Source organism: Pseudonocardia sp. ICBG1293, assembly GCF_020131355.1.
Lineage (GTDB): Bacteria > Actinomycetota > Actinomycetes > Mycobacteriales > Pseudonocardiaceae > Pseudonocardia.
On record NZ_JAHLEL010000051.1, the window covers coordinates 317097 to 333764 of the forward strand.

General features: G+C 76.3%; 19 protein-coding genes. 17 read left to right on the forward strand and 2 right to left on the reverse strand.

Translation table 11 applies throughout. From position 1 onward, the window contains the following. The first annotated feature begins 5 nt into the window (after nt 1-5). The 7 genes from KPF47_RS27460 (at nt 6) to KPF47_RS27490 (ending at nt 4398) form a co-directional block, all read left to right on the forward strand. Nucleotides 6-1124, forward strand: a complete 1119-nt coding sequence (locus KPF47_RS27460) for an amidohydrolase family protein (RefSeq protein ID WP_224391719.1) — start codon at nt 6-8, stop codon at nt 1122-1124. Next, nucleotides 1121-2092: a CPBP family intramembrane glutamic endopeptidase gene (locus KPF47_RS27465; protein ID WP_224391720.1), complete on the forward strand. Its 972-nt coding sequence runs from the start codon at nt 1121-1123 to the stop codon at nt 2090-2092. Before KPF47_RS27460 ends, KPF47_RS27465 begins: the two co-directional genes overlap by 4 nt. Before the next feature lie 147 nt (nt 2093-2239). Beyond that, nucleotides 2240-2743, forward strand: a complete 504-nt coding sequence (gene rpsP / locus KPF47_RS27470; RefSeq protein WP_224391721.1) for a 30S ribosomal protein S16 — start codon at nt 2240-2242, stop codon at nt 2741-2743. Nucleotides 2744-2748: 5 nt separating this feature from the next. Continuing rightward, entirely contained in the window at nt 2749-2979 is a 231-nt protein-coding gene (locus KPF47_RS27475; RefSeq protein ID WP_149663515.1) for an RNA-binding protein, read from the forward strand. Then, on the forward strand, nt 2976-3527 hold the full coding sequence (gene rimM, locus KPF47_RS27480) for a ribosome maturation factor RimM (protein WP_224391722.1): 552 nt from the start codon (nt 2976-2978) through the stop codon (nt 3525-3527). The genes KPF47_RS27475 and rimM overlap by 4 nt, the downstream gene beginning before the upstream one ends. 96 nt (nt 3528-3623) lie before the next feature. Continuing rightward, the gene (locus tag KPF47_RS27485) at nt 3624-3839 is read left to right on the forward strand and encodes a helix-turn-helix domain-containing protein (protein ID WP_224391723.1); all 216 of its coding nucleotides are present in this window, start codon (nt 3624-3626) and stop codon (nt 3837-3839) included. Between the two features lie 13 nt (nt 3840-3852). Further along, nucleotides 3853-4398 (forward strand): Clp protease N-terminal domain-containing protein, encoded by a 546-nt coding sequence (locus tag KPF47_RS27490; protein WP_224391724.1) that lies wholly within the window; start codon nt 3853-3855, stop codon nt 4396-4398. Nucleotides 4399-4433: 35 nt separating this feature from the next. Here KPF47_RS27490 and KPF47_RS27495 read toward each other — a convergent pair whose 3' ends face one another. Further along, complete coding sequence (locus tag KPF47_RS27495) at nt 4434-5192, reverse strand: MgtC/SapB family protein (protein ID WP_224391725.1); 759 nt, start codon at nt 5190-5192, stop codon at nt 4434-4436. 51 nt (nt 5193-5243) lie between these two features. Between KPF47_RS27495 and trmD the strand changes: the two genes are divergently transcribed. The 10 genes from trmD to KPF47_RS27545 all read left to right on the forward strand — a co-directional run bounded on the left by trmD (nt 5244) and on the right by KPF47_RS27545 (nt 15549). Next, the gene (gene trmD / locus KPF47_RS27500) at nt 5244-6020 is read left to right on the forward strand and encodes a tRNA (guanosine(37)-N1)-methyltransferase TrmD (protein WP_224391726.1); all 777 of its coding nucleotides are present in this window, start codon (nt 5244-5246) and stop codon (nt 6018-6020) included. A 398-nt stretch (nt 6021-6418) separates the two neighbouring features. Then, on the forward strand, nt 6419-6775 hold the full coding sequence (rplS, locus tag KPF47_RS27505) for a 50S ribosomal protein L19 (RefSeq protein WP_224391727.1): 357 nt from the start codon (nt 6419-6421) through the stop codon (nt 6773-6775). A 42-nt stretch (nt 6776-6817) separates the two neighbouring features. After that, entirely contained in the window at nt 6818-9112 is a 2295-nt protein-coding gene (lepB, locus tag KPF47_RS27510; protein ID WP_224391728.1) for a signal peptidase I, read from the forward strand. A 92-nt stretch (nt 9113-9204) separates the two neighbouring features. Next, complete coding sequence (locus KPF47_RS27515; RefSeq protein WP_224391951.1) at nt 9205-9975, forward strand: ribonuclease HII; 771 nt, start codon at nt 9205-9207, stop codon at nt 9973-9975. Continuing rightward, nucleotides 9972-10295: a DUF2469 domain-containing protein gene (locus KPF47_RS27520; protein WP_020627284.1), complete on the forward strand. Its 324-nt coding sequence runs from the start codon at nt 9972-9974 to the stop codon at nt 10293-10295. The genes KPF47_RS27515 and KPF47_RS27520 overlap by 4 nt, the downstream gene beginning before the upstream one ends. Nucleotides 10296-10500: 205 nt before the next feature. Next, on the forward strand, nt 10501-10791 hold the full coding sequence (locus KPF47_RS27525; protein ID WP_308015511.1) for a YraN family protein: 291 nt from the start codon (nt 10501-10503) through the stop codon (nt 10789-10791). Beyond that, nucleotides 10791-12305 carry a YifB family Mg chelatase-like AAA ATPase gene (locus tag KPF47_RS27530; RefSeq protein WP_224391729.1) on the forward strand — a complete coding sequence of 505 codons (1515 nt, stop codon included), beginning with the start codon at nt 10791-10793 and terminating at the stop codon, nt 12303-12305. The genes KPF47_RS27525 and KPF47_RS27530 overlap by 1 nt, the downstream gene beginning before the upstream one ends. Next, nucleotides 12302-13480 (forward strand): DNA-processing protein DprA, encoded by a 1179-nt coding sequence (locus KPF47_RS27535; protein ID WP_224391730.1) that lies wholly within the window; start codon nt 12302-12304, stop codon nt 13478-13480. The genes KPF47_RS27530 and KPF47_RS27535 overlap by 4 nt, the downstream gene beginning before the upstream one ends. 31 nt (nt 13481-13511) lie before the next feature. After that, nucleotides 13512-14531 (forward strand): tyrosine-type recombinase/integrase, encoded by a 1020-nt coding sequence (locus KPF47_RS27540; protein WP_224391731.1) that lies wholly within the window; start codon nt 13512-13514, stop codon nt 14529-14531. After that, nucleotides 14506-15549: a FliA/WhiG family RNA polymerase sigma factor gene (locus KPF47_RS27545; protein ID WP_224391732.1), complete on the forward strand. Its 1044-nt coding sequence runs from the start codon at nt 14506-14508 to the stop codon at nt 15547-15549. Before KPF47_RS27540 ends, KPF47_RS27545 begins: the two co-directional genes overlap by 26 nt. On the opposite strand, the gene KPF47_RS27550 is transcribed toward KPF47_RS27545, so the two are convergent. After that, on the reverse strand, nt 15506-16414 hold the full coding sequence (locus tag KPF47_RS27550; protein ID WP_224391733.1) for a M23 family metallopeptidase: 909 nt from the start codon (nt 16412-16414) through the stop codon (nt 15506-15508). The genes KPF47_RS27545 and KPF47_RS27550 overlap by 44 nt on opposite strands. Nucleotides 16415-16668 lie beyond the last annotated feature (254 nt).

The following is a 16668-nucleotide window of genomic DNA, read 5'->3' on the forward strand; positions in this document are numbered from 1 at the left end:
GGCGCATGTCTGATCTTCCGGCCGCAGGGTGGCGGCTCCGCGGGACGGTGCTCGGCCCGGACGGCGCCACCGGCACGACCCTGTACGTCGACGGTTCCGGGCGGGTCAGCCCGGAGCCGCTGCCGGGTGCGGAGGACCTGGTCACCGACGGCTGGATCGTCCCCGGCCTGGTCGACGCGCACTGCCACGTCGGCCTCGGTCCGGACGGTCCGGTCACCGACCTCGAGGAGTGCGCGGCCCAGGCACGCACCGACCGCGACGCGGGCACCCTGCTGCTGCGTGACTGCGGTTCCCCGGTCGACACCTCGCCCCTGCAGGCCCGCGACGACCTGCCGGAGATCATCCGCGCGGGTCGGCACGTCGCGCGGCCCAAGCGCTACATCCCCGGGCTGGCCGCCGAGCTCGACGACCCGCGTCTGCTCGTCGACGAGGTGCGTGCCCAGGCGGCACGGGGCGACGGCTGGGTGAAGCTGGTGGGGGACTGGATCGACCGCGCCGCGGGCCCGGACGACGCCGACCTCGAACCGCTGTGGCCCGACGACGTGCTCGCCGAGGCGATCGCCGCCGCGCACGAGGCGGGCGCCCGGGTCACCGCGCACGTGTTCGGCACCGCCGCGCTGCCCGGGCTGGTCCGTGCGGGGATCGACTGCATCGAGCACGGCACCGGCCTGACCGACGACCTGATCGCCGAGATGGCCGCCCGCGGCACCGCGCTCGTCCCGACCCTGATCAACGTCGAGACCTTCCCCGGCATCGCCGAGAAGGCCGTGAAGTACCCCCGCTACGCCGGGCACATGCGGGACCTGCACGCCCACGCCTGGGAGACCGTCGGCCGCGCGATCGAGGCCGGCGTGCCCGTCTACGCGGGAACCGACGCCGGCGGTGGCATCCGGCACGGCCGGATCGCCGACGAGATCGCCGAGCTCGCCCGCGCCGGGCACCCCGACCCGATCGGGGCCGCCTCCTGGGCGGCGCGGGCCTGGCTGGGGCGTCCTGCCGGCCCCACGCCGGGCGTCCTGGCCGACCTGGTCGTGTACGACCGTGACCCGCGGGCGGATCTCGGCGTGCTGCGGGCCCCGTCGGTGGTCCTGGTCCGCGGACGTCGGGTATCAACGGGGGCATGAGCAGTTCGCCCGGTTCGCCACCGGGGCCGCCCGGGGCCTCCGCCGACGACCCGGCCGGCTCCACCCCGTCCCCCGCCGCCGCCCCGCCGCCCGCCGGGTGGCCGGGCGGGCCCCCGCCGTACGGGCCCGGTCCCCACGGCCCGGCTCCCCACGGCCCGGGTCCCTACGCCCCGGGTCCCTACGCCCCGGGTCCCTACGGCCCCGGTCCCCACGGCCCGGCGTCCGCGCCGCACGGTCCGCCGCCCCGGCGCGGGCTGTTCGGCATCGAGCCCTCGCCGCCCCCGCCGCGCCCGTTCCGGGGGCTGTTGGCCTTCCTCGTCGTCGAGGTCGTGTTCCTCGGGTCGTCGTTCCTGCTGGCGCTGGGGCTGGGCGAGGTGAACTCCGCACAGGAGGTCCTGCTCGCGATCGTCGTCCCGACGATCCTGGCCGCGCTGACCTGCGTGGTCTGGACCCGGGTGTTCGGCAGTGGCCCGGCCGCCGACCTGGGCCTGAGGTTCCGCTGGGAGGACGTCGGCATCGGGCTGCTGATCGGCGTCGCGGGACTGTTCGTGACGATCCCGGCCGCGCTGGCCTACCTCTACCTGGTCGGCCCGGACCTGACGACCTCGGTCGGTGTCGCCTTCGAGGGCATCCGCACGACGTGGCCGGTGGCGCTGGCCGTGATGGTCGGCGTGGTGGTGGTGGCGCCGGTCTGCGAGGAGATCGTCTACCGCGGGCTGCTGTGGAACGCCGTCGCGTACTGGATCGGCAACCGCTGGGTGGTGTTCGTGCTCACCACGGCGGTGTTCGCACTGGCCCACCTGGAGTTCCTGCGTGCGCCGCTGCTGTTCGTCGTCGCGCTCCCGCTGGGGATCGCACGGCTGCTGACCGGCCGTGTGACCGCCGGGATCGTGGCCCACGCGGTCAACAACTTCCTGCCCGGGCTGGCCCTGGCCCTCATGCTGGTCGGGGCCTTTCCCACGGTCTGAACGACGTCTGGCAGAATGGCCGATCGGGTCCGTGGCCGGCCCTCTACCTGCCACGGCCGACACCTACGAGTGAGCGAGCCCGTAACCCCACGCGAGGCCGGCTGACTCATCGCAGCACGAATCGACATTCGCGAGGAGCACCACAGCGTGGCCGTCAAGATCAAGCTGATGCGTCTGGGCAAGATCCGTCAGCCGTACTACCGCGTCGTCGTCGCGGACTCCCGTACGCGCCGCAACGGCCGGGCCATCGAGACGATCGGCAAGTACCACCCGAAGAACGAGCCGAGCCTGATCGAGATCGACTCGGACCGTGCGCAGTACTGGCTGGGTGTCGGCGCGCAGCCGACCGAGTCGGTGCAGAACCTGCTCGAAGTCACCGGCGACTGGCAGAAGTTCAAGGGTCTGCCGGGCACCGAGGGCACCCTGAAGCCGCAGGTCGAGAAGGTCGACAAGCTGGCCCGCTTCAACGAGGCGCTGGCTGCGGCCAACGAGGAGCCGACCACCGCGGCCACCACCCCGAAGAAGAAGGGTGGCGACCGGGTCGGCAAGACCGCTGACGCCGCCCCGGCCGAGGCCGCGACGAAGAGCGACGACGTCGCCGACGCGACCAAGGACGCCGCCGAGCCGGCCGCCGAGTCGACCCAGTCGTGACGCTCATGGCGGATGCGCTCGAGCACCTCGTGCGCGGCATCGTCGACCACCCCGACGACGTCCGGGTGGACCTGGTCACCGGGCGTCGCGGTCGGATCCTCGAGGTCCGGGTGCACCCCGACGACCTCGGGAAGGTGATCGGCCGGGGTGGCCGCACCGCCACCGCCCTGCGCAACGTCATCGGTGGTGTGGGCGGTCGCGGCGTGCGCGTCGACGTCGTCGACACCGACCGGTGACGAGCTCCGCACCCGACGACGCCGGCCAGGTCCTGGTCGGCGTCGTCGTGCGTGTGCACGGTCTGCGGGGGGAGGTCGTCGTCGAACCCCGCACCGACGCCCCGGCCGACCGGTTCGCACCCGGAGCGGTCCTGCAGGGCCACCGGCCCCGCGCCGCGGGCCCCGGGTCGCTCACCGTCACCGGTGCGCGCGCCCACTCGGGCCGCTGGCTCGTGCTCTTCGAGGGTGTCGCCGACCGCGACGCCGCCGAGGCCCTGCGCGGGGTGCAGCTCCGGCTGCCGACCTCGGCGCTCGCCGAGCCGGAGGACCCCGAGGAGTTCCACGTCCACCAGCTGACCGGCCTGCGGGCCGAGCTGGCCGACGGGACCACGGCGGGCACCGTCACCGACGTCGTGCACGGACCCGGCGGTTCCCTGCTGGTCGTCACCCGGCCCGCCGGACACGAGGCGCTCGTCCCGTTCGTCGAGGCGATCGTGCCCACCGTCGACCTGGCGGGTGGGCGCGTGGTGCTCGACCCGCCCGACGGACTGCTCGACCCGCAGGACTGATCGCGGCCCGGCGCCCTCCCGTGGTGCCGGGCCGTTCTCGTGGCGTCGTTGTCAACTCAGGTTGACATGGCGGCGGTGTCAACCTGAGTTGACACCATGAGCGATGCGACGGCGGCGGCCGCGGCGGCGTCCAGCACGGACCCGGCCGTGGGGCTGCGGGCGGTGGTGGCACTGCGCGAGCTGCAGGACTCCCTGGAGGAGCTGCAGGTCACCAACGCCCGCGACCAGGGATGGTCCTGGCAGCAGATCGCCGACGCACTGCGGATCAGTCGGCAGGCGGTGCACAAGAAGTACCGCCGGCTCGGCCTGTAGAGGGGAGACGCACGTGTTCGAACGGTTCACCGACGAGGCCCGCCGGGTCGTCGTCCTGGCCCAGGAGATCGCACGGACGAGGCGCGCGGAGCGGATCGGGCCGGAGCACCTGCTGCTCGGGGTCCTGCGCTGCACCGGTTCGCCGGGGGAGGAGCTCCTCTCCACGGCCGGGGTCGACGCCCACACCGTCACCGCGGAGCTCGACCGGGCGGACGGTGCGCCCGGTCGCGGCGCCGACGCCCTCGCCACCCTGGGCATCGACCTCGACGCCGTCCGGAACGCGGTGGAGGCGGGCTTCGGGCCCGGCGCGCTGGACCGTCCGCGGCGCGGACGGTGGCGGGCCGGGCACATCCCGTTCGAACGGTCCTCGAAGAAGGCCCTCGAGCTGGCGCTACGCGAGGCGATCCGGCTCGGGGACCGGTTCATCGGGACCGAGCACGTCCTGCTCGGTCTGCTGCACCCGGACACCGCGGCCTCGCAGGTGCTCGACCGGCGCGGGGTGACCCTGCACGACACCCGGCGGGCCGTGGAGCGGCGGCGGTCCCGACGGGCGGGCTGAGTCGTCCGCGGTCGCCGGGGTCCGGTCGTCGGCGTTCAGTCGTCGGCGCGGTCCGGGTCGTCCGGGTCCTCCGTCGGGTCCACCCGGGTCTCCGCCGAGCGCACGCCGTCGGTCTCCGACAGCGCCGCGGCCAGGCCGTTGAGGTCGCCGCGTCCGTCCAGGCGCAGCGTGAGGGCCGCGACGCGCGCGCCGTCGCCGGCCACGGAGCCGCGGTGCACGGCGACCCCCGCGACCGAGAACCCGGCCGCGGTGCAGCGCTCCAGGACCCCGCGCAGGACGCCGTAGCCGTCGTCGTAGCGGATCCGCAGCACCGGCGGTCGCCGCCGGCGCCGGCGCACGACCCGCGCCACCGGTTGCAGGCCCCGGGTGACCAGGAAGTGCGCCGCGGTCGCGAGGACGGCCAGCGGGGCCAGGCCCGCGCCGCACGCCGTCCCGACCGCGGCGGCCAGCCAGATCGTGGCCGCGGTGGTGAGCCCACGCACCACGTCCTGCCGGACGAAGATCAGCCCGGCGCCGATGAACCCGATCCCGGACACGATCTGTGCCGCGATCCGGGACGGGTCGAGCGCGACGTGCGCGGTCCCCAGCAGGTCGGCGAAGCCGTACTTGGAGATGACCATGAACACCGCCGCGCCGACGCCGACCAGGACGTGGGTGCGCAGTCCGGCGCTCTTCGCCCCGGCCTCGCGCTCCAGGCCGATCGCCGTCGTCAGCAGCAGGGCCAGCAGTACCGGCGGCAGCAGGCTCCACTGCGCCGTCGTGGACCAGAGCGGCTCGGCCCAGGACTCCGACATCGCGCGACCTCCTTCTGCCCGGGCGCACGGGCGCCTGCGACGATCCGCGCCGTGCGGATCGACGTCGTGACCATCTTCCCGTCCTACCTGCAACCGTTGCGCGAGGCACTGCTGGGGCGGGCGATCGACCGCGGGCTGCTCGAGGTCGCCGTGCACGACCTGCGGGACTGGACCCACGACGTGCACCAGGCCGTCGACGACTCCCCGTACGGCGGCGGCCCGGGCATGGTCATGCGGCCCCAGGTATGGGGCGAGGCCCTCGACGACGTGCTGGCCACCCCCGACCTGCCCGCCCGGCTGGTCGTCCCGACGCCGGCCGGACGCCCCTTCACCCAGGCCACGGCGCACACCTGGGCCACCGAGGAGCGTCTGGTCTTCGCCTGCGGCCGCTACGAGGGCATCGACGAGCGCGTGCTCCTCGACGCCCGCGCCCGCGGCGTCACCGTCGACGAGGTCTCGATCGGGGACTACGTGCTGGTCGGCGGGGAGGTCGCGGTGCTCGTGATGGTCGAGGCCGTCGCCCGGCTGCTGCCAGGGGTGCTGGGCAACCCGCGCTCGGCCGCCGAGGACTCCTTCTCCGACGGGCTGCTCGAGGGGCCCTCCTACACCCGTCCGGAGGTGTGGCGGGGTCTGGCCGTGCCGGAGGTGCTGCGCGGCGGCAACCACGCCGCGATCGCGCGCTGGCGACGCGACCGGGCCCTGGAACGGACCCGGGACCGGCGCCCGGACCTCCTCGACGCGCTCGGACCGGACGCCCTGGACGCCGCCGACCGCGCCGTGCTGGCCGCCGGGCGCCCCGACGACGACGGCACCGGGCCCACCGGCTGACCGTTCCCGCCGGTGGATGCCCCGGTCCGGTACCGCGCAGCCGCCCGGCGACCCGCTCCGCCGTCGCCCGGCGGGCGTCCACCGGCGTCCGACGGTGCCCGGTCCGTCCGGTACGAGCGGGCCGTCGAGCCGCTCCGGCCGTCCTCGGACCACCGGGTGTCCGGGGCGATCTGCCCGTCTGGCACTATGGACGGGTTGCCAGCGCCGCGTGTGGTGCCCGGTGACGGTCCCGCGTGCCCCCGGGTCCCACCGGCGGCACCGGCCGTACCGAGCCCGCCACGTGAGGAGCGTCGCCGCCGTACGGCACGACCGCCCCGTGGCCCGGGCGCGATCCCGGATCGAACCGGGACCGGCACCGCACGACCCGCACGAACGACACACGAGGACGGACCGTCGACATGAACACCCTGGACGCACTGGACGCGGAGACCCTGCGCTCCGACATCCCGAACTTCCGGCCCGGGGACACCCTCAAGGTGCACGTGAAGGTCATCGAGGGCAGCCGCACCCGTACCCAGATCTTCCAGGGCGTCGTCATCCGCCGCCACGGTGCGGGTGCCCGTGAGACCTTCACCGTCCGCAAGATCTCGTTCGGCGTCGGCGTCGAGCGCACCTTCCCGGTGCACACGCCGAACATCGAGAAGATCGAGGTCGCCACCCGTGGTGACGTCCGCCGGGCGAAGCTGTACTACCTCCGCGACCTCCGCGGCAAGGCCGCGAAGATCAAGGAGCGCCGGGAGACCACCGCGTCCTGACCGTCACCCTCTCGTGACGGACCGGTGACGTAATCTCGACGCGTGGCCTTCCCCGAGCTCCCCGACGACCGCCGGGCCCGCCCCCGGCGGTATCGCGGCAGCGATGTCCCCGAGCGCCCCGGTCGGCGGCGGGCCCCCGAGGACCCGTCGCCCACCGGCGGTGAACCGGGTGGCGACGAGCAGCAGTGGCTGCTCGGGACGGCGCTGCAGTACGGGGCGCCGGTCCGGGACGGTTCCGTCGACGGTGAGCCCGAAGGCGCGCCGCGCGGAGTCCGTACCCGGCACGTGGGTCCGGAGGAGGGCGCCGAGGAGGCCCCTCCCCGTGGCCGCCGGTACCGCAACGGTTTCGACGAGCTCGCCGGTGGACGTCCGGGGCGGCACGGAGCCGGGGCACCGGCTCCGGAGGACCGCCCCTCCCCGGCCCCCGAGGGCCCGGACTCGCTGCGCGCCCGCTACGCGGCGCGGTTGAACCGGCCGGAAGGGTCCGAGCCCGGCCCGGTGCCGAACGGCAGGCCCTGGCCGCCGCCCGGCCGCCGCCCGGAGCAGAACCCGGAGCCCCGGCACCCCGCACCACCGCCGGCGCGCCCCGAGGGCACCGGTCGCCACGGTGCCCGTCCGGTCCGCGACCGCTTCGCGCCCGACGTCGGCTCCGACCACCGGGCCGCCGGCCTCGATCCGGACGCGGGCCCGCCCGCCGGGTTCGGGCCGGTAGGCGCCCCGTCCTCCCGGGCGCCCCGGCGCAACGGCCGGCCCGGCGGCGACGCACCGTACGGCCGCACCGGCCGCACCCCTGTGGACCCCGCAGGCCCCGGGCCCCGCGGCCCCGGCCCGCGCAGCAACGGCCGCGGCGCCGACGGCGCCGCACCGGACGGTCGTGCGCCCGACGAGTACGGCCGTCCCGACCCGCGCGCTCCCGGGGCGGGCCGGCCGCCGGCCCGTGGCCCGTCCGCCGAGTACACCGGTCGTTCCCTCGCCCAGCCCCGCCCCGACGGCGGCGGCCCCGGCCGTCCGGACGGCACCGCCGCGTTCGCCGGGCCCGACCGCGCCGTCCCGCGTGCCGGTCGTCGCCCCGCCGGACCGCCGCTCGACGGGCTCGTGCCCGAGAGCGCCCCGACGGCCCGCCGCCCCGCTCCGCCCGACGCCGACGGCGCCCCGGCCCCGCGTCGCCGGTCTTCGCCGGACGCCGACCCGCGGCGCACCCGCGCGGCCGCCGGTCCGGCCGGCGACGACCTCGACGCCGACGCCGGGACCACGGCTCTGCCGTACCCCGGTCCCGACGCACCGCCGCGGCCCCCGCGCGCCCGCCGTCCGGCGGCTGCTCCTGCGGAGCCGGTGGAGGACCCCGACGACGTCCCCGGCGACCCGGAGGACGGCCCCGGCGAGCCGGACCGTGCCACCCCGGGCCGCGCCGCCCGGCGCAGCGGGCCCGTCGGCATCGGAGGCCGGATCGCCGCCCTCACCGGGCGCGGCTCGTCCGCGGCCGCCACGGACGACGAGAAGCCGAAGACCGCCTTCTGGAAGGAGATCCTGCTCCTGGCCGGGGTCGCCATCCTGCTCACGGTCCTCATTCAGACCTTCCTCGCGAAGGTCTACGTCATCCCGTCCGGCTCGATGGAGACCACGCTGCACGGCTGCACGGGCTGCAACAACGACCGGGTGCTCGTCGACAAGGTCACCTACAACTTCACCGACATCACCCCGGGCGACATCGTGGTCTTCCGTGGTACCGACGGCTGGGCCAGCGAGACCTACAGCGGCGAGGGCAGCGAGAACCCGCTGCTCAAGGGTCTGCAGTCGCTCGGCTCGCTGGTCGGCATCGCCCCGCCGGACGAGAAGGACTTCGTCAAGCGGGTCATCGCGGTCGGTGGCCAGACGGTGTCCTGCTGCGACGCGCTCAACCAGGTCGTCGTGGACGGGCAGCCGCTGGAGGAGCCCTACATCTACTACCTGCCCGAGGCGGGTCCGGCGCGGCAGATCCCGTTCGGTCCGATCACGGTCCCCGAGGGGCAGTACTGGATGATGGGCGACTCGCGGAACAACTCCGCGGACTCCCGGGCGGCCGGGCACGGCCCGATCCCCGAGGCCAACGTCATCGGCAAGGTCCGGCTGATCGTGCTGCCGTTCGACCGGTTCGGCTGGGTCAGCGCGGTCGACCCGCAGACCACGGCCGACGCCGCAGGGCTCCCGGGTCCGCCCGGCGGGCTGCCGCTGGCCCTGGGCATCCTGGGGACGCTCCCCCTCGCGGCAGGCCGTCGGCGTGCCCTGCTCGCCCGCGCCGAGGCCGAGCGGTTCCTGCCCACGACGCGCCCCCCGCACGGGTGGCGCCGGACATCCTGACCGGGAGCACCGTGCCGGTTCCCCCCACCCGCGCCCGTTCCGCCGGACGGCCGCGCGCCCGCCGACGGCCCGTACGGGCCCTGCCCGACGGGCTGCGTCCGCCCCGTGCGGTCGTCCGCGACGGCGGCACCTGGACGCTGCAGACCGTCCTGCAGCGGCACGGTCTCGGGCCGGTCGCGGGCGTCGACGAGGCGGGCCGCGGTGCCAGCGCCGGACCGCTGGTCGTCGCCGCGGCGGTGCTGCGGCCCGCGGACGCGAGGGCCCTCGACGGGTTGACCGACTCCAAGCTGCTGACCCCGGCCGCCCGCGACCACTGGTACGACCGCATCCGGGTGCGGGCACTGGACCACGCCGTCGTCGTGATCCCGGCGGCCGAGGTCGACCGCCGCGGGGTGCACGTGGCCAACATCGAGGGCATGCGCCGCGCGGTGGCCGCGCTGACCACGGTCCGGCCCGGGTACGTCCTGACCGACGGGTTCCCGGTCCGCGGCTTCGGACGACCCGCCCTCGCGGTACCGAAGGGGGACCGGGTGGCGGCCTGCATCGCGGCCGCGTCGGTGCTGGCCAAGGTCACGCGCGATCGCATCATGACCGCACTCGACGCCGAGCACGACCGCTACGGCTTCGCCGTGCACAAGGGCTACAGCACCCCCGACCACGAGACGGCGCTGCGCCGGCACGGGCCCTGCCCGGAGCACCGGTTCTCCTTCGCGAACGTCGCCGCGGTGGCCGGGCGCGAGGTCCCGACGGCGCTGGTCCACAATGGGGCGCTCCCCGAGCAGGACGTCGACCCCGGAGACCCGGAGGACGTGGTCGGGGCGTGGGAGTCGTTGGAGATCGTCACAGGAGGAGCGGGCCGGTGAGCGCCGAGGATCTCGAGAAGTACGAGACCGAGATGGAGCTCACGCTCTACAAGGAGTACCGCGACATCGTCGCCCAGTTCTCCTACGTCGTGGAGACGGAGCGTCGGTTCTACCTGGCCAACTCCGTCGACGTCGCCCCCCGCAACGCCGACGGCGAGGTCTACTTCGAGGTCCGCATGTCCGACGCGTGGGTGTGGGACATGTACCGGCCTGCGCGGTTCGTCAAGAACGTCCGGGTGGTGACGTTCAAGGACGTCAACATCGAGGAGCTCGACACCCCGGACCTGCGCCTCCCCGACGACGACCAGTTCCCCGGCTGAGCGCGTAGCAGACCCCACCGACGGTCCTCCCCGCCCTGCGGCGCGGCCGCCGGTGCCCGTCCACAACCGGCGGGACCGTCCACAGCCGGACGATCCACCCCGGCGGCGTGCCCGCCCGGCCGGATCGTGGACCCATGGCAGCGAAGGACGAGCTCGGCCGTCGCGGTGAGGACACCGCCGCCGAGTACCTCGAACGGGCCCACGGATGGTCGTGCTCAGCCGCAACTGGCGGTGCTCGCACGGCGAGATCGACATCGTCGCGGTCGATCCCCAGCGACGTCTGGTGTTCTGCGAGGTCAAGACCCGTTCCGGGCTCCGCTACGGCGAGCCCGCCGAGGCGGTGACCCCGCGCAAGACACGCCGGATCCGGTTGCTGGCGAAGGCGTTCATGGCCGCCCACCGGGTGAACTGGGTCGAGATCCGGTTCGACGTGGTGGCCGTCCTGATGCGGCCCGGCAGCCCGGCCACGCTCACCCACTACCCGGCGGCGTTCTGATGCGGCCCCCGGCGCGCATCTGGTCGGTGGCGTTGCACGGCGTCGACGGCGTCCCCGTCGAGATCGAGGCGGTCATCGGCGGCGGGATGCCCGGCGTGCACCTGGTCGGCCTGCCCGACGCCGCCCTCAACGAGGCGAAGGACCGCGTGCGGTCCGCGATCGTGCACTCCGGCCGCACCTGGCCCAACGAGCGGATCGTGCTGGCCCTCTCCCCGGCGACCCTGCGCAAGACCGGCAGCCGCTTCGACCTCGCCCTGGCCCTCGGGGTCCTGGTCGCCGCGGACGCGGTGCCACCCGACCGGCTGCGCGGCACCGCGCTGCTCGGCGAGCTCGCCCTCGACGGCAGGCTCCGCCCGGTACCGGGAGTGCTGCCCTGTCTGCTCGCCGCCCGCGACGCCGGCATGGTCCGCGCCGTCGTGCCGCGGGCGGCGCTCGCCGAGGCGGCGCTGGTGGACGGGATCGAGGCGTTCGGCGCCGACCGCCTCGGTGACGTCCTGGACTGGGCGGCGGGCAACCGGCTGCTGCACCGGCACGACGGCGGCCGGCAGGCCGCCCCGGTCGTCCCGGCACCCGAGCTGGCCGACGTGCTCGGCCAGCACGACGCCCGGCGTGCCCTGGAGATCGCTGCCGCGGGCGTGCACCACCTGCTGCTGGTCGGTCCGCCCGGCACCGGCAAGACCATGCTGGCCCAACGGGTGGTGGGACTGCTGCCCGAGCTCGACCGCGCCGAGGCACTGCAGCTGGCCGCGATCCGCTCGGTGGCGGGCCGACTCGGCGACACCGGCGTGCTCAGCACGTCCGCGCCCTTCGTCGCACCGCACCACTCGGCGTCGACCGCGGCGCTGCTGGGCGGGGGCAGCGGTGTCGCCCGGCCCGGCGCGGTGTCGCTGGCCCACCGCGGGGTGCTCTTCCTCGACGAGTGCCCGCACTGGCCCGCCTCGGTCCTCGACGGGCTGCGCACCCCGCTGGAGGAGGGCGAGGTCCGCCTCTCCCGCGCCGACGGCACGGTGCGCTACCCGGCCCGGTTCCAGCTCGTGCTCGCGGCGAACCCCTGCCCGTGCGCGCCGCCGATCGACCGCGACTGCACCTGCCGGCCCGATGTCCGCCGTCGCTACATGTCACGGCTGTCCGGCCCCCTGCTCGACCGGGTCGACCTCCGGGTCGCGATGGAGCCGGTGACCGCGCTGCGGGCGAGCGAGAAGCAGGGCGAGGACACCGCGACCGTCCGGCGACGGGTGCTCGACGCCCGCGCCGCGGCAGCCGAGCGGTGGTCCGAGCACGGGTGGCGGTGCAACGCCGAGGTGCCCGGTCCAGCCCTGCGGACCCGCTTCCCGCTGCCCGCGCGCGTGATCGCACCCCTGGAGGCCCGGCTGCGGGCCGGGGACCTCAGCGCCCGCGGCGCGGACCGGGCCCTGCGGGTCGCCTGGACGCTCAGCGACCTGGCCGGGGCCGAACGGCCCGACCGCGGCCTGGTCGACGCGGCACTGTACTTCCGTGAGCGGGGTGCGGCATGAGCGTCCCGGTCCCGGCCGCCCGGCCGGGCGCCGACGCCGCGGTGTCCGAGGAGGTGCTGCGCGCCCGCGCCTACCTTCTGCGCTGCGTCGAGCCCCCGAACCGGCACCTCGTCGCGCTGGTCGACCGGTACGGGCCGGTCGAGGCGGCCGACCGGCTGCGCCGCGGCGCCGTCCCCGACGCGCTGCTGGGCGCCGCCGCGGCCCGGCGGGGCACCGACCGGTCCGAGACCGACCTGGAGGCCGCCGCGGGTTCCGGGGCCCGGCTGCTCGTCCCGGAGGATCCGGGGTGGCCGTCGTGGCCGTTCCGGTCGTTCGCGGAGGCCCCGCGGGCAGACCTCGCGCCCCCGATCGCGCTGTGGGCCCGCGGCCCCGGGGACGTCGCGACGCTCGCCGAACGGTCGGTCACCGTCGTCGGCTCGCGCGCGGCCACCCCGTACGGGCTGAACGTGGCCGCGGACTTCTCGGCGACGCTCGCCCGCCGCGGCGTCGCGATCCTCTCCGGCGCGGCGTTCGGGATCGACGCGGCCGCGCACCGCGGGGCGCTCGCCGTCGACGGCGCGACCGTCGCGGTGCTGGCCTGCGGTCCGGACCGCGTGTACCCGGCCGCCCACACCGGGCTGCTCGAACGGGTCGCCGCGACCGGGCTGGTGCTGACCGAGTACCCGCCCGGGACGATCCCCGGGCGGCTCCGGTTCCTGGTCCGCAACCGGCTGCTGGCCGCCCTCGGCGTCGGGACCCTCGTCGTCGAGGCGGGGGCCCGCAGCGGGACGAGACGGACCGCCGCCGACGCGCCCGCGCTCGGACGATCGCTGATGGCGGTGCCCGGCCCGGTGACGTCGGGGATGTCGGTCGGCTGCCACGAGCTGGTCCGTTCGCACCAGGCTGGCCTCGTTGGGCGCCCCGAGGACGTCCTGGAGGTGGTGGGCCGGCTGGGTGTGGACCTCGCCCCGCCCCCGCAGGGGGAGGCTCGCCCGACCGACGGGCTCGACCCACGGGTGCTCGCGGTCCACGACGCGCTGCCCGCCAGGGCCGCCTGGTCGCCCGGGCGGATCGGCGAGGCCGCCGGCGTCGGCCCCGACCAGCTGCGTGCGGCCCTGACCGAGCTGGAGGCCCGCGGTCTCGCCGAGTACCACCAGGGACTGTGGCAGCGCCCGGCGCGCCGGGCGGGTCCTTGACCGGGGCGCCGTGGCGGCGGACCGTCCGGTCATGGCACGCACAGAGTCCTCCGGTCCTGCGGCCACCGAGCCGACCCCGGACCGCGCCGGGGGCACTCCCGCGGGCCCAGTCGGCGCCCGTGCGGCCGGTGACGGGGCCGTCGCGGGGGACGACCTCGCACCGGACGTCGCCGCGGCGGTCGAGGAGTTCACCGGGCACCTGCGCCACGAGCGCAATCGCTCGCCGCACACCGTTCGCGGCTACCGTTCGGACCTGACCGACCTGCTCCGTGGTCTTCCCGGCCTCGCCGCGCTCGACCTCGACCATCTGCGGCGCCGGCTCGGCGCGACCCACTCCGCCGGCGCCGGACGGGCCACCGTCGCCCGTCGCACCGCCGCGGCCAGGACGTTCTGCGGCTGGGCGGTACGCACCGGCCGGCTCGACCACGACCCGGCCGCCCGGCTCGGGTCGCCGCGTGCGGGCACCGTGCTGCCGGAGGTCCCGGCCGTGGCGGAGACGGCCGCCGTCCTGGCCGCGGTCACCGCGGGCGCGGCGGAGGACTCCCCGGAGGCCCTGCGCGACCTGCTGGTGCTCGAGCTGCTCTACGCCACCGGGATCCGGGTCGCGGAGCTGTGCGGGCTGGACACCGGGTCGGTCGACGAGTCCGCCCGTACCCTGCGGGTCCGGGGCAAGGGCGACCGCGAACGCACCGTGGTCTTCGGTGTCCCGGCTGCGCGGGCGCTGCGCCGCTGGCTCGACGACGGCCGGCCTGCGCTGGTGACCCCGTCCTCGCCGCCCGCGCTGCTGCTGGGCGTGCGCGGCGGGCGGCTGGACCCGCGCGTCGCGCGGACCGTCGTGCACCGTGCGATCCGGGCGGTGCCGGGTGTCCCGGACGTCGGACCACACGGTCTGCGGCACGCCGCGGCGACCCATCTGCTGGAGGGCGGAGCCGACCTTCGTTACGTACAGGAGTTGCTCGGTCACGCTACGCTGTCGACGACACAGCTCTACACGCATGTGACCGTCGACCGGCTGAAGGTGGTTCATGACCAGGCGCACCCTCGGGCGTGAGACGTCCCCCGCGACGTCTCTCCGTCCCGACGCCTTCCCCGTCGCCCTGGCCACGGCCCTCGACCGGGTGGCCGCGGGGGGCGACCCGCCGCGCCCGGCGGTCCTCGGCCCGGTCGGCGAACCACCCGGGCACGTGCGCCACGACCTCCCCGGGGGCCCGACCGGAGGGCCGGACGCGGGTGCGGCCCCGACGCGCATCGCGCTCGTCCCGTCGACGGGCCGGCCGGCGCGCGACACGCCCGGCGGTACCCGGGGTCACCTGATCGAGACCGTCGAGCCGGCGGCGGTACCGCTGTGGCGGGAGTTCCTCGCGACCCGTGCCCCCGGCGCCCGGCGCCGGCTGGTGGAGCACCACGCCCCGCTGGTACGCGGAGTGGGGGCGAAGCTCGCCGTCCGGCTGCCGTCGTCGATCGAGCTCGCCGACCTGCTGCAGTCCGGAACGTTCGGGCTGATGGAGGTGATCGACCGCTTCGACCCCGCTCGTGGCATCCGCTTCGAGGCCTACGCCGCCCAGCGGGTCCGGGGCGCCATGCTCGACGAGCTGCGGGCCCAGGACTGGGTGCCCCGCACCGTGCGGGCGCGCAGTCGCGAGGTCGAACGGGCCCGCGAGGCGGTGCAGTTCCGCGCGGGGCGTCCCGCGACCGACGGTGAGCTCGCCGCCGAGCTGGGGGTCGCGGTGCGCGACCTGCGTCAGGCCCGCAGGCCGATGTACCTGGTCAGCGCCGAGGACCTCGGCGCGGGCGGACCGTCCGGCTCGCCGCTGGCGACCCTCCCGGCGGACGACTCGGTGGATCCGGTGACCGCGGCCGTACGGCGGGAGACCGGTGCGGAGCTGCGCGCTGCGATTGGCAGGCTGGGGGAGCGGGATCGCCTGGTCCTGGGCCTCTACTACGTCGAGAACCGGACCCTGGCCGAGATCGGCGCCGTCCTGGGGGTCACCGAGTCCCGGGTCTGCCAGCTGCACGCCCGGGTGATCACCCGGCTGCGGGTGTCGTTGCAGCCGGCACTGGCGGGCTGACCCCCGGGGCGGGCCCCGCGGGCTCCGGTGCCCCTGCCCAGGGCAGCAGCCGCACCCGGGGCGGACGCAGCAGCACCAGCGGGTCCAGGTGGTCGAGCCGTTCCCGACGCACCCCCCAGTGCAGGCAGGCCTCGGTCGGACACCCTGCGTGCCCGGGTTCGAGGGACCCCACCGGGTCACCCCCGGCGAGCCGGGCCCCGGCGACGACCGCGGCGGTGACCGGCTCGTAGGTGCTGCGCAGCCCGTCCGGGTGGTCGACCGAGACGACCCCGCGCCCGGCGACCGCCCCGGCGAAGACCACCACCCCCTCCCGCGCGACGAGCACGGCCTGGCCGGGCACCCCCGCGAGGTCGGCGCCGCGGTGCCCGCGGCCGTAGCGGAACGCGGGTTTGCGGAACACCGCCGTCACCGCGGGCGGAGGGAGCAGCGGCCAGGAGTAGTCCGCCCCCGGTGCCGGAATCCCCGCACCGGGCGGGCGCGGTGGCACCGGCGCCGGGCGTGCCGCCTCCGGCGACCCGGGCGCAGCCGGGCCCGGTCCGGGCGGGGCGGCATCGGGCGGGGCGGCATCGGGCAGGGCGGCATCGGGCAGGGCGGCATCGGGCAGGGCAGCGCCGGGCGGGACGGCGCCGGGCCCGGGAGAGCCGGGCCCCGCAGGCGACGGAGGCCCCCGGACCGGCTCGACGTCCGCAGCTCCCGGCGGTTCGCGGACCGGCTCGGCGACCGCGGCCCCCGGCGGCAGCAACGCCGTCCCGGTGACGACCACGGCGAGCAGCACCGCCACCACCCGCGCCCCGACCCGCCACCCCGGGCGGGGTGTGCGACGCGGGGTGCGGGTCGGCGGAGCGGGCCGGGCGGTGGGGGACACCCGTCCAGCCTGCGGCGACGGCCGCTCGTCGCGGGGGCGCGCCGTGCTCCTGTGGACGTACCGGCCGGTTGTGGACCACCGTCGCGGGAACCGGGCTCCGCCGCGATCGGCCGCCGGACCCCGGCATACACTGGTCCGCGCACCACGTCCGTCGTGGTGACTTCGCGCGCCCGCTCGCCCGTCGCGCCGTTCCCCCAGGGTACGGCGTCGGGAGCGGAGGCCGGGCGGTCCTGCCATCCGACGTCGCACGCACG

Coding starts and splice junctions, on each gene's coding strand:
- rplS (WP_224391727.1), top strand. CDS start 6,419: ATGAACACCCTGGACGCACTGGACGCGGAGACCCTGCGCTCCGACATC.
- KPF47_RS27475 (WP_149663515.1), top strand. CDS start 2,749: ATGGCGGATGCGCTCGAGCACCTCGTGCGCGGCATCGTCGACCACCCC.
- KPF47_RS27460 (WP_224391719.1), top strand. CDS start 6: ATGTCTGATCTTCCGGCCGCAGGGTGGCGGCTCCGCGGGACGGTGCTC.
- KPF47_RS27545 (WP_224391732.1), top strand. CDS start 14,506: ATGACCAGGCGCACCCTCGGGCGTGAGACGTCCCCCGCGACGTCTCTC.
- KPF47_RS27530 (WP_224391729.1), top strand. CDS start 10,791: ATGCGGCCCCCGGCGCGCATCTGGTCGGTGGCGTTGCACGGCGTCGAC.
- KPF47_RS27495 (WP_224391725.1), bottom strand. CDS start 5,192: ATGTCGGAGTCCTGGGCCGAGCCGCTCTGGTCCACGACGGCGCAGTGG.
- KPF47_RS27525 (WP_308015511.1), top strand. CDS start 10,501: ATGGTCGTGCTCAGCCGCAACTGGCGGTGCTCGCACGGCGAGATCGAC.
- KPF47_RS27465 (WP_224391720.1), top strand. CDS start 1,121: ATGAGCAGTTCGCCCGGTTCGCCACCGGGGCCGCCCGGGGCCTCCGCC.
- KPF47_RS27540 (WP_224391731.1), top strand. CDS start 13,512: ATGGCACGCACAGAGTCCTCCGGTCCTGCGGCCACCGAGCCGACCCCG.
- KPF47_RS27535 (WP_224391730.1), top strand. CDS start 12,302: ATGAGCGTCCCGGTCCCGGCCGCCCGGCCGGGCGCCGACGCCGCGGTG.
- KPF47_RS27485 (WP_224391723.1), top strand. CDS start 3,624: ATGAGCGATGCGACGGCGGCGGCCGCGGCGGCGTCCAGCACGGACCCG.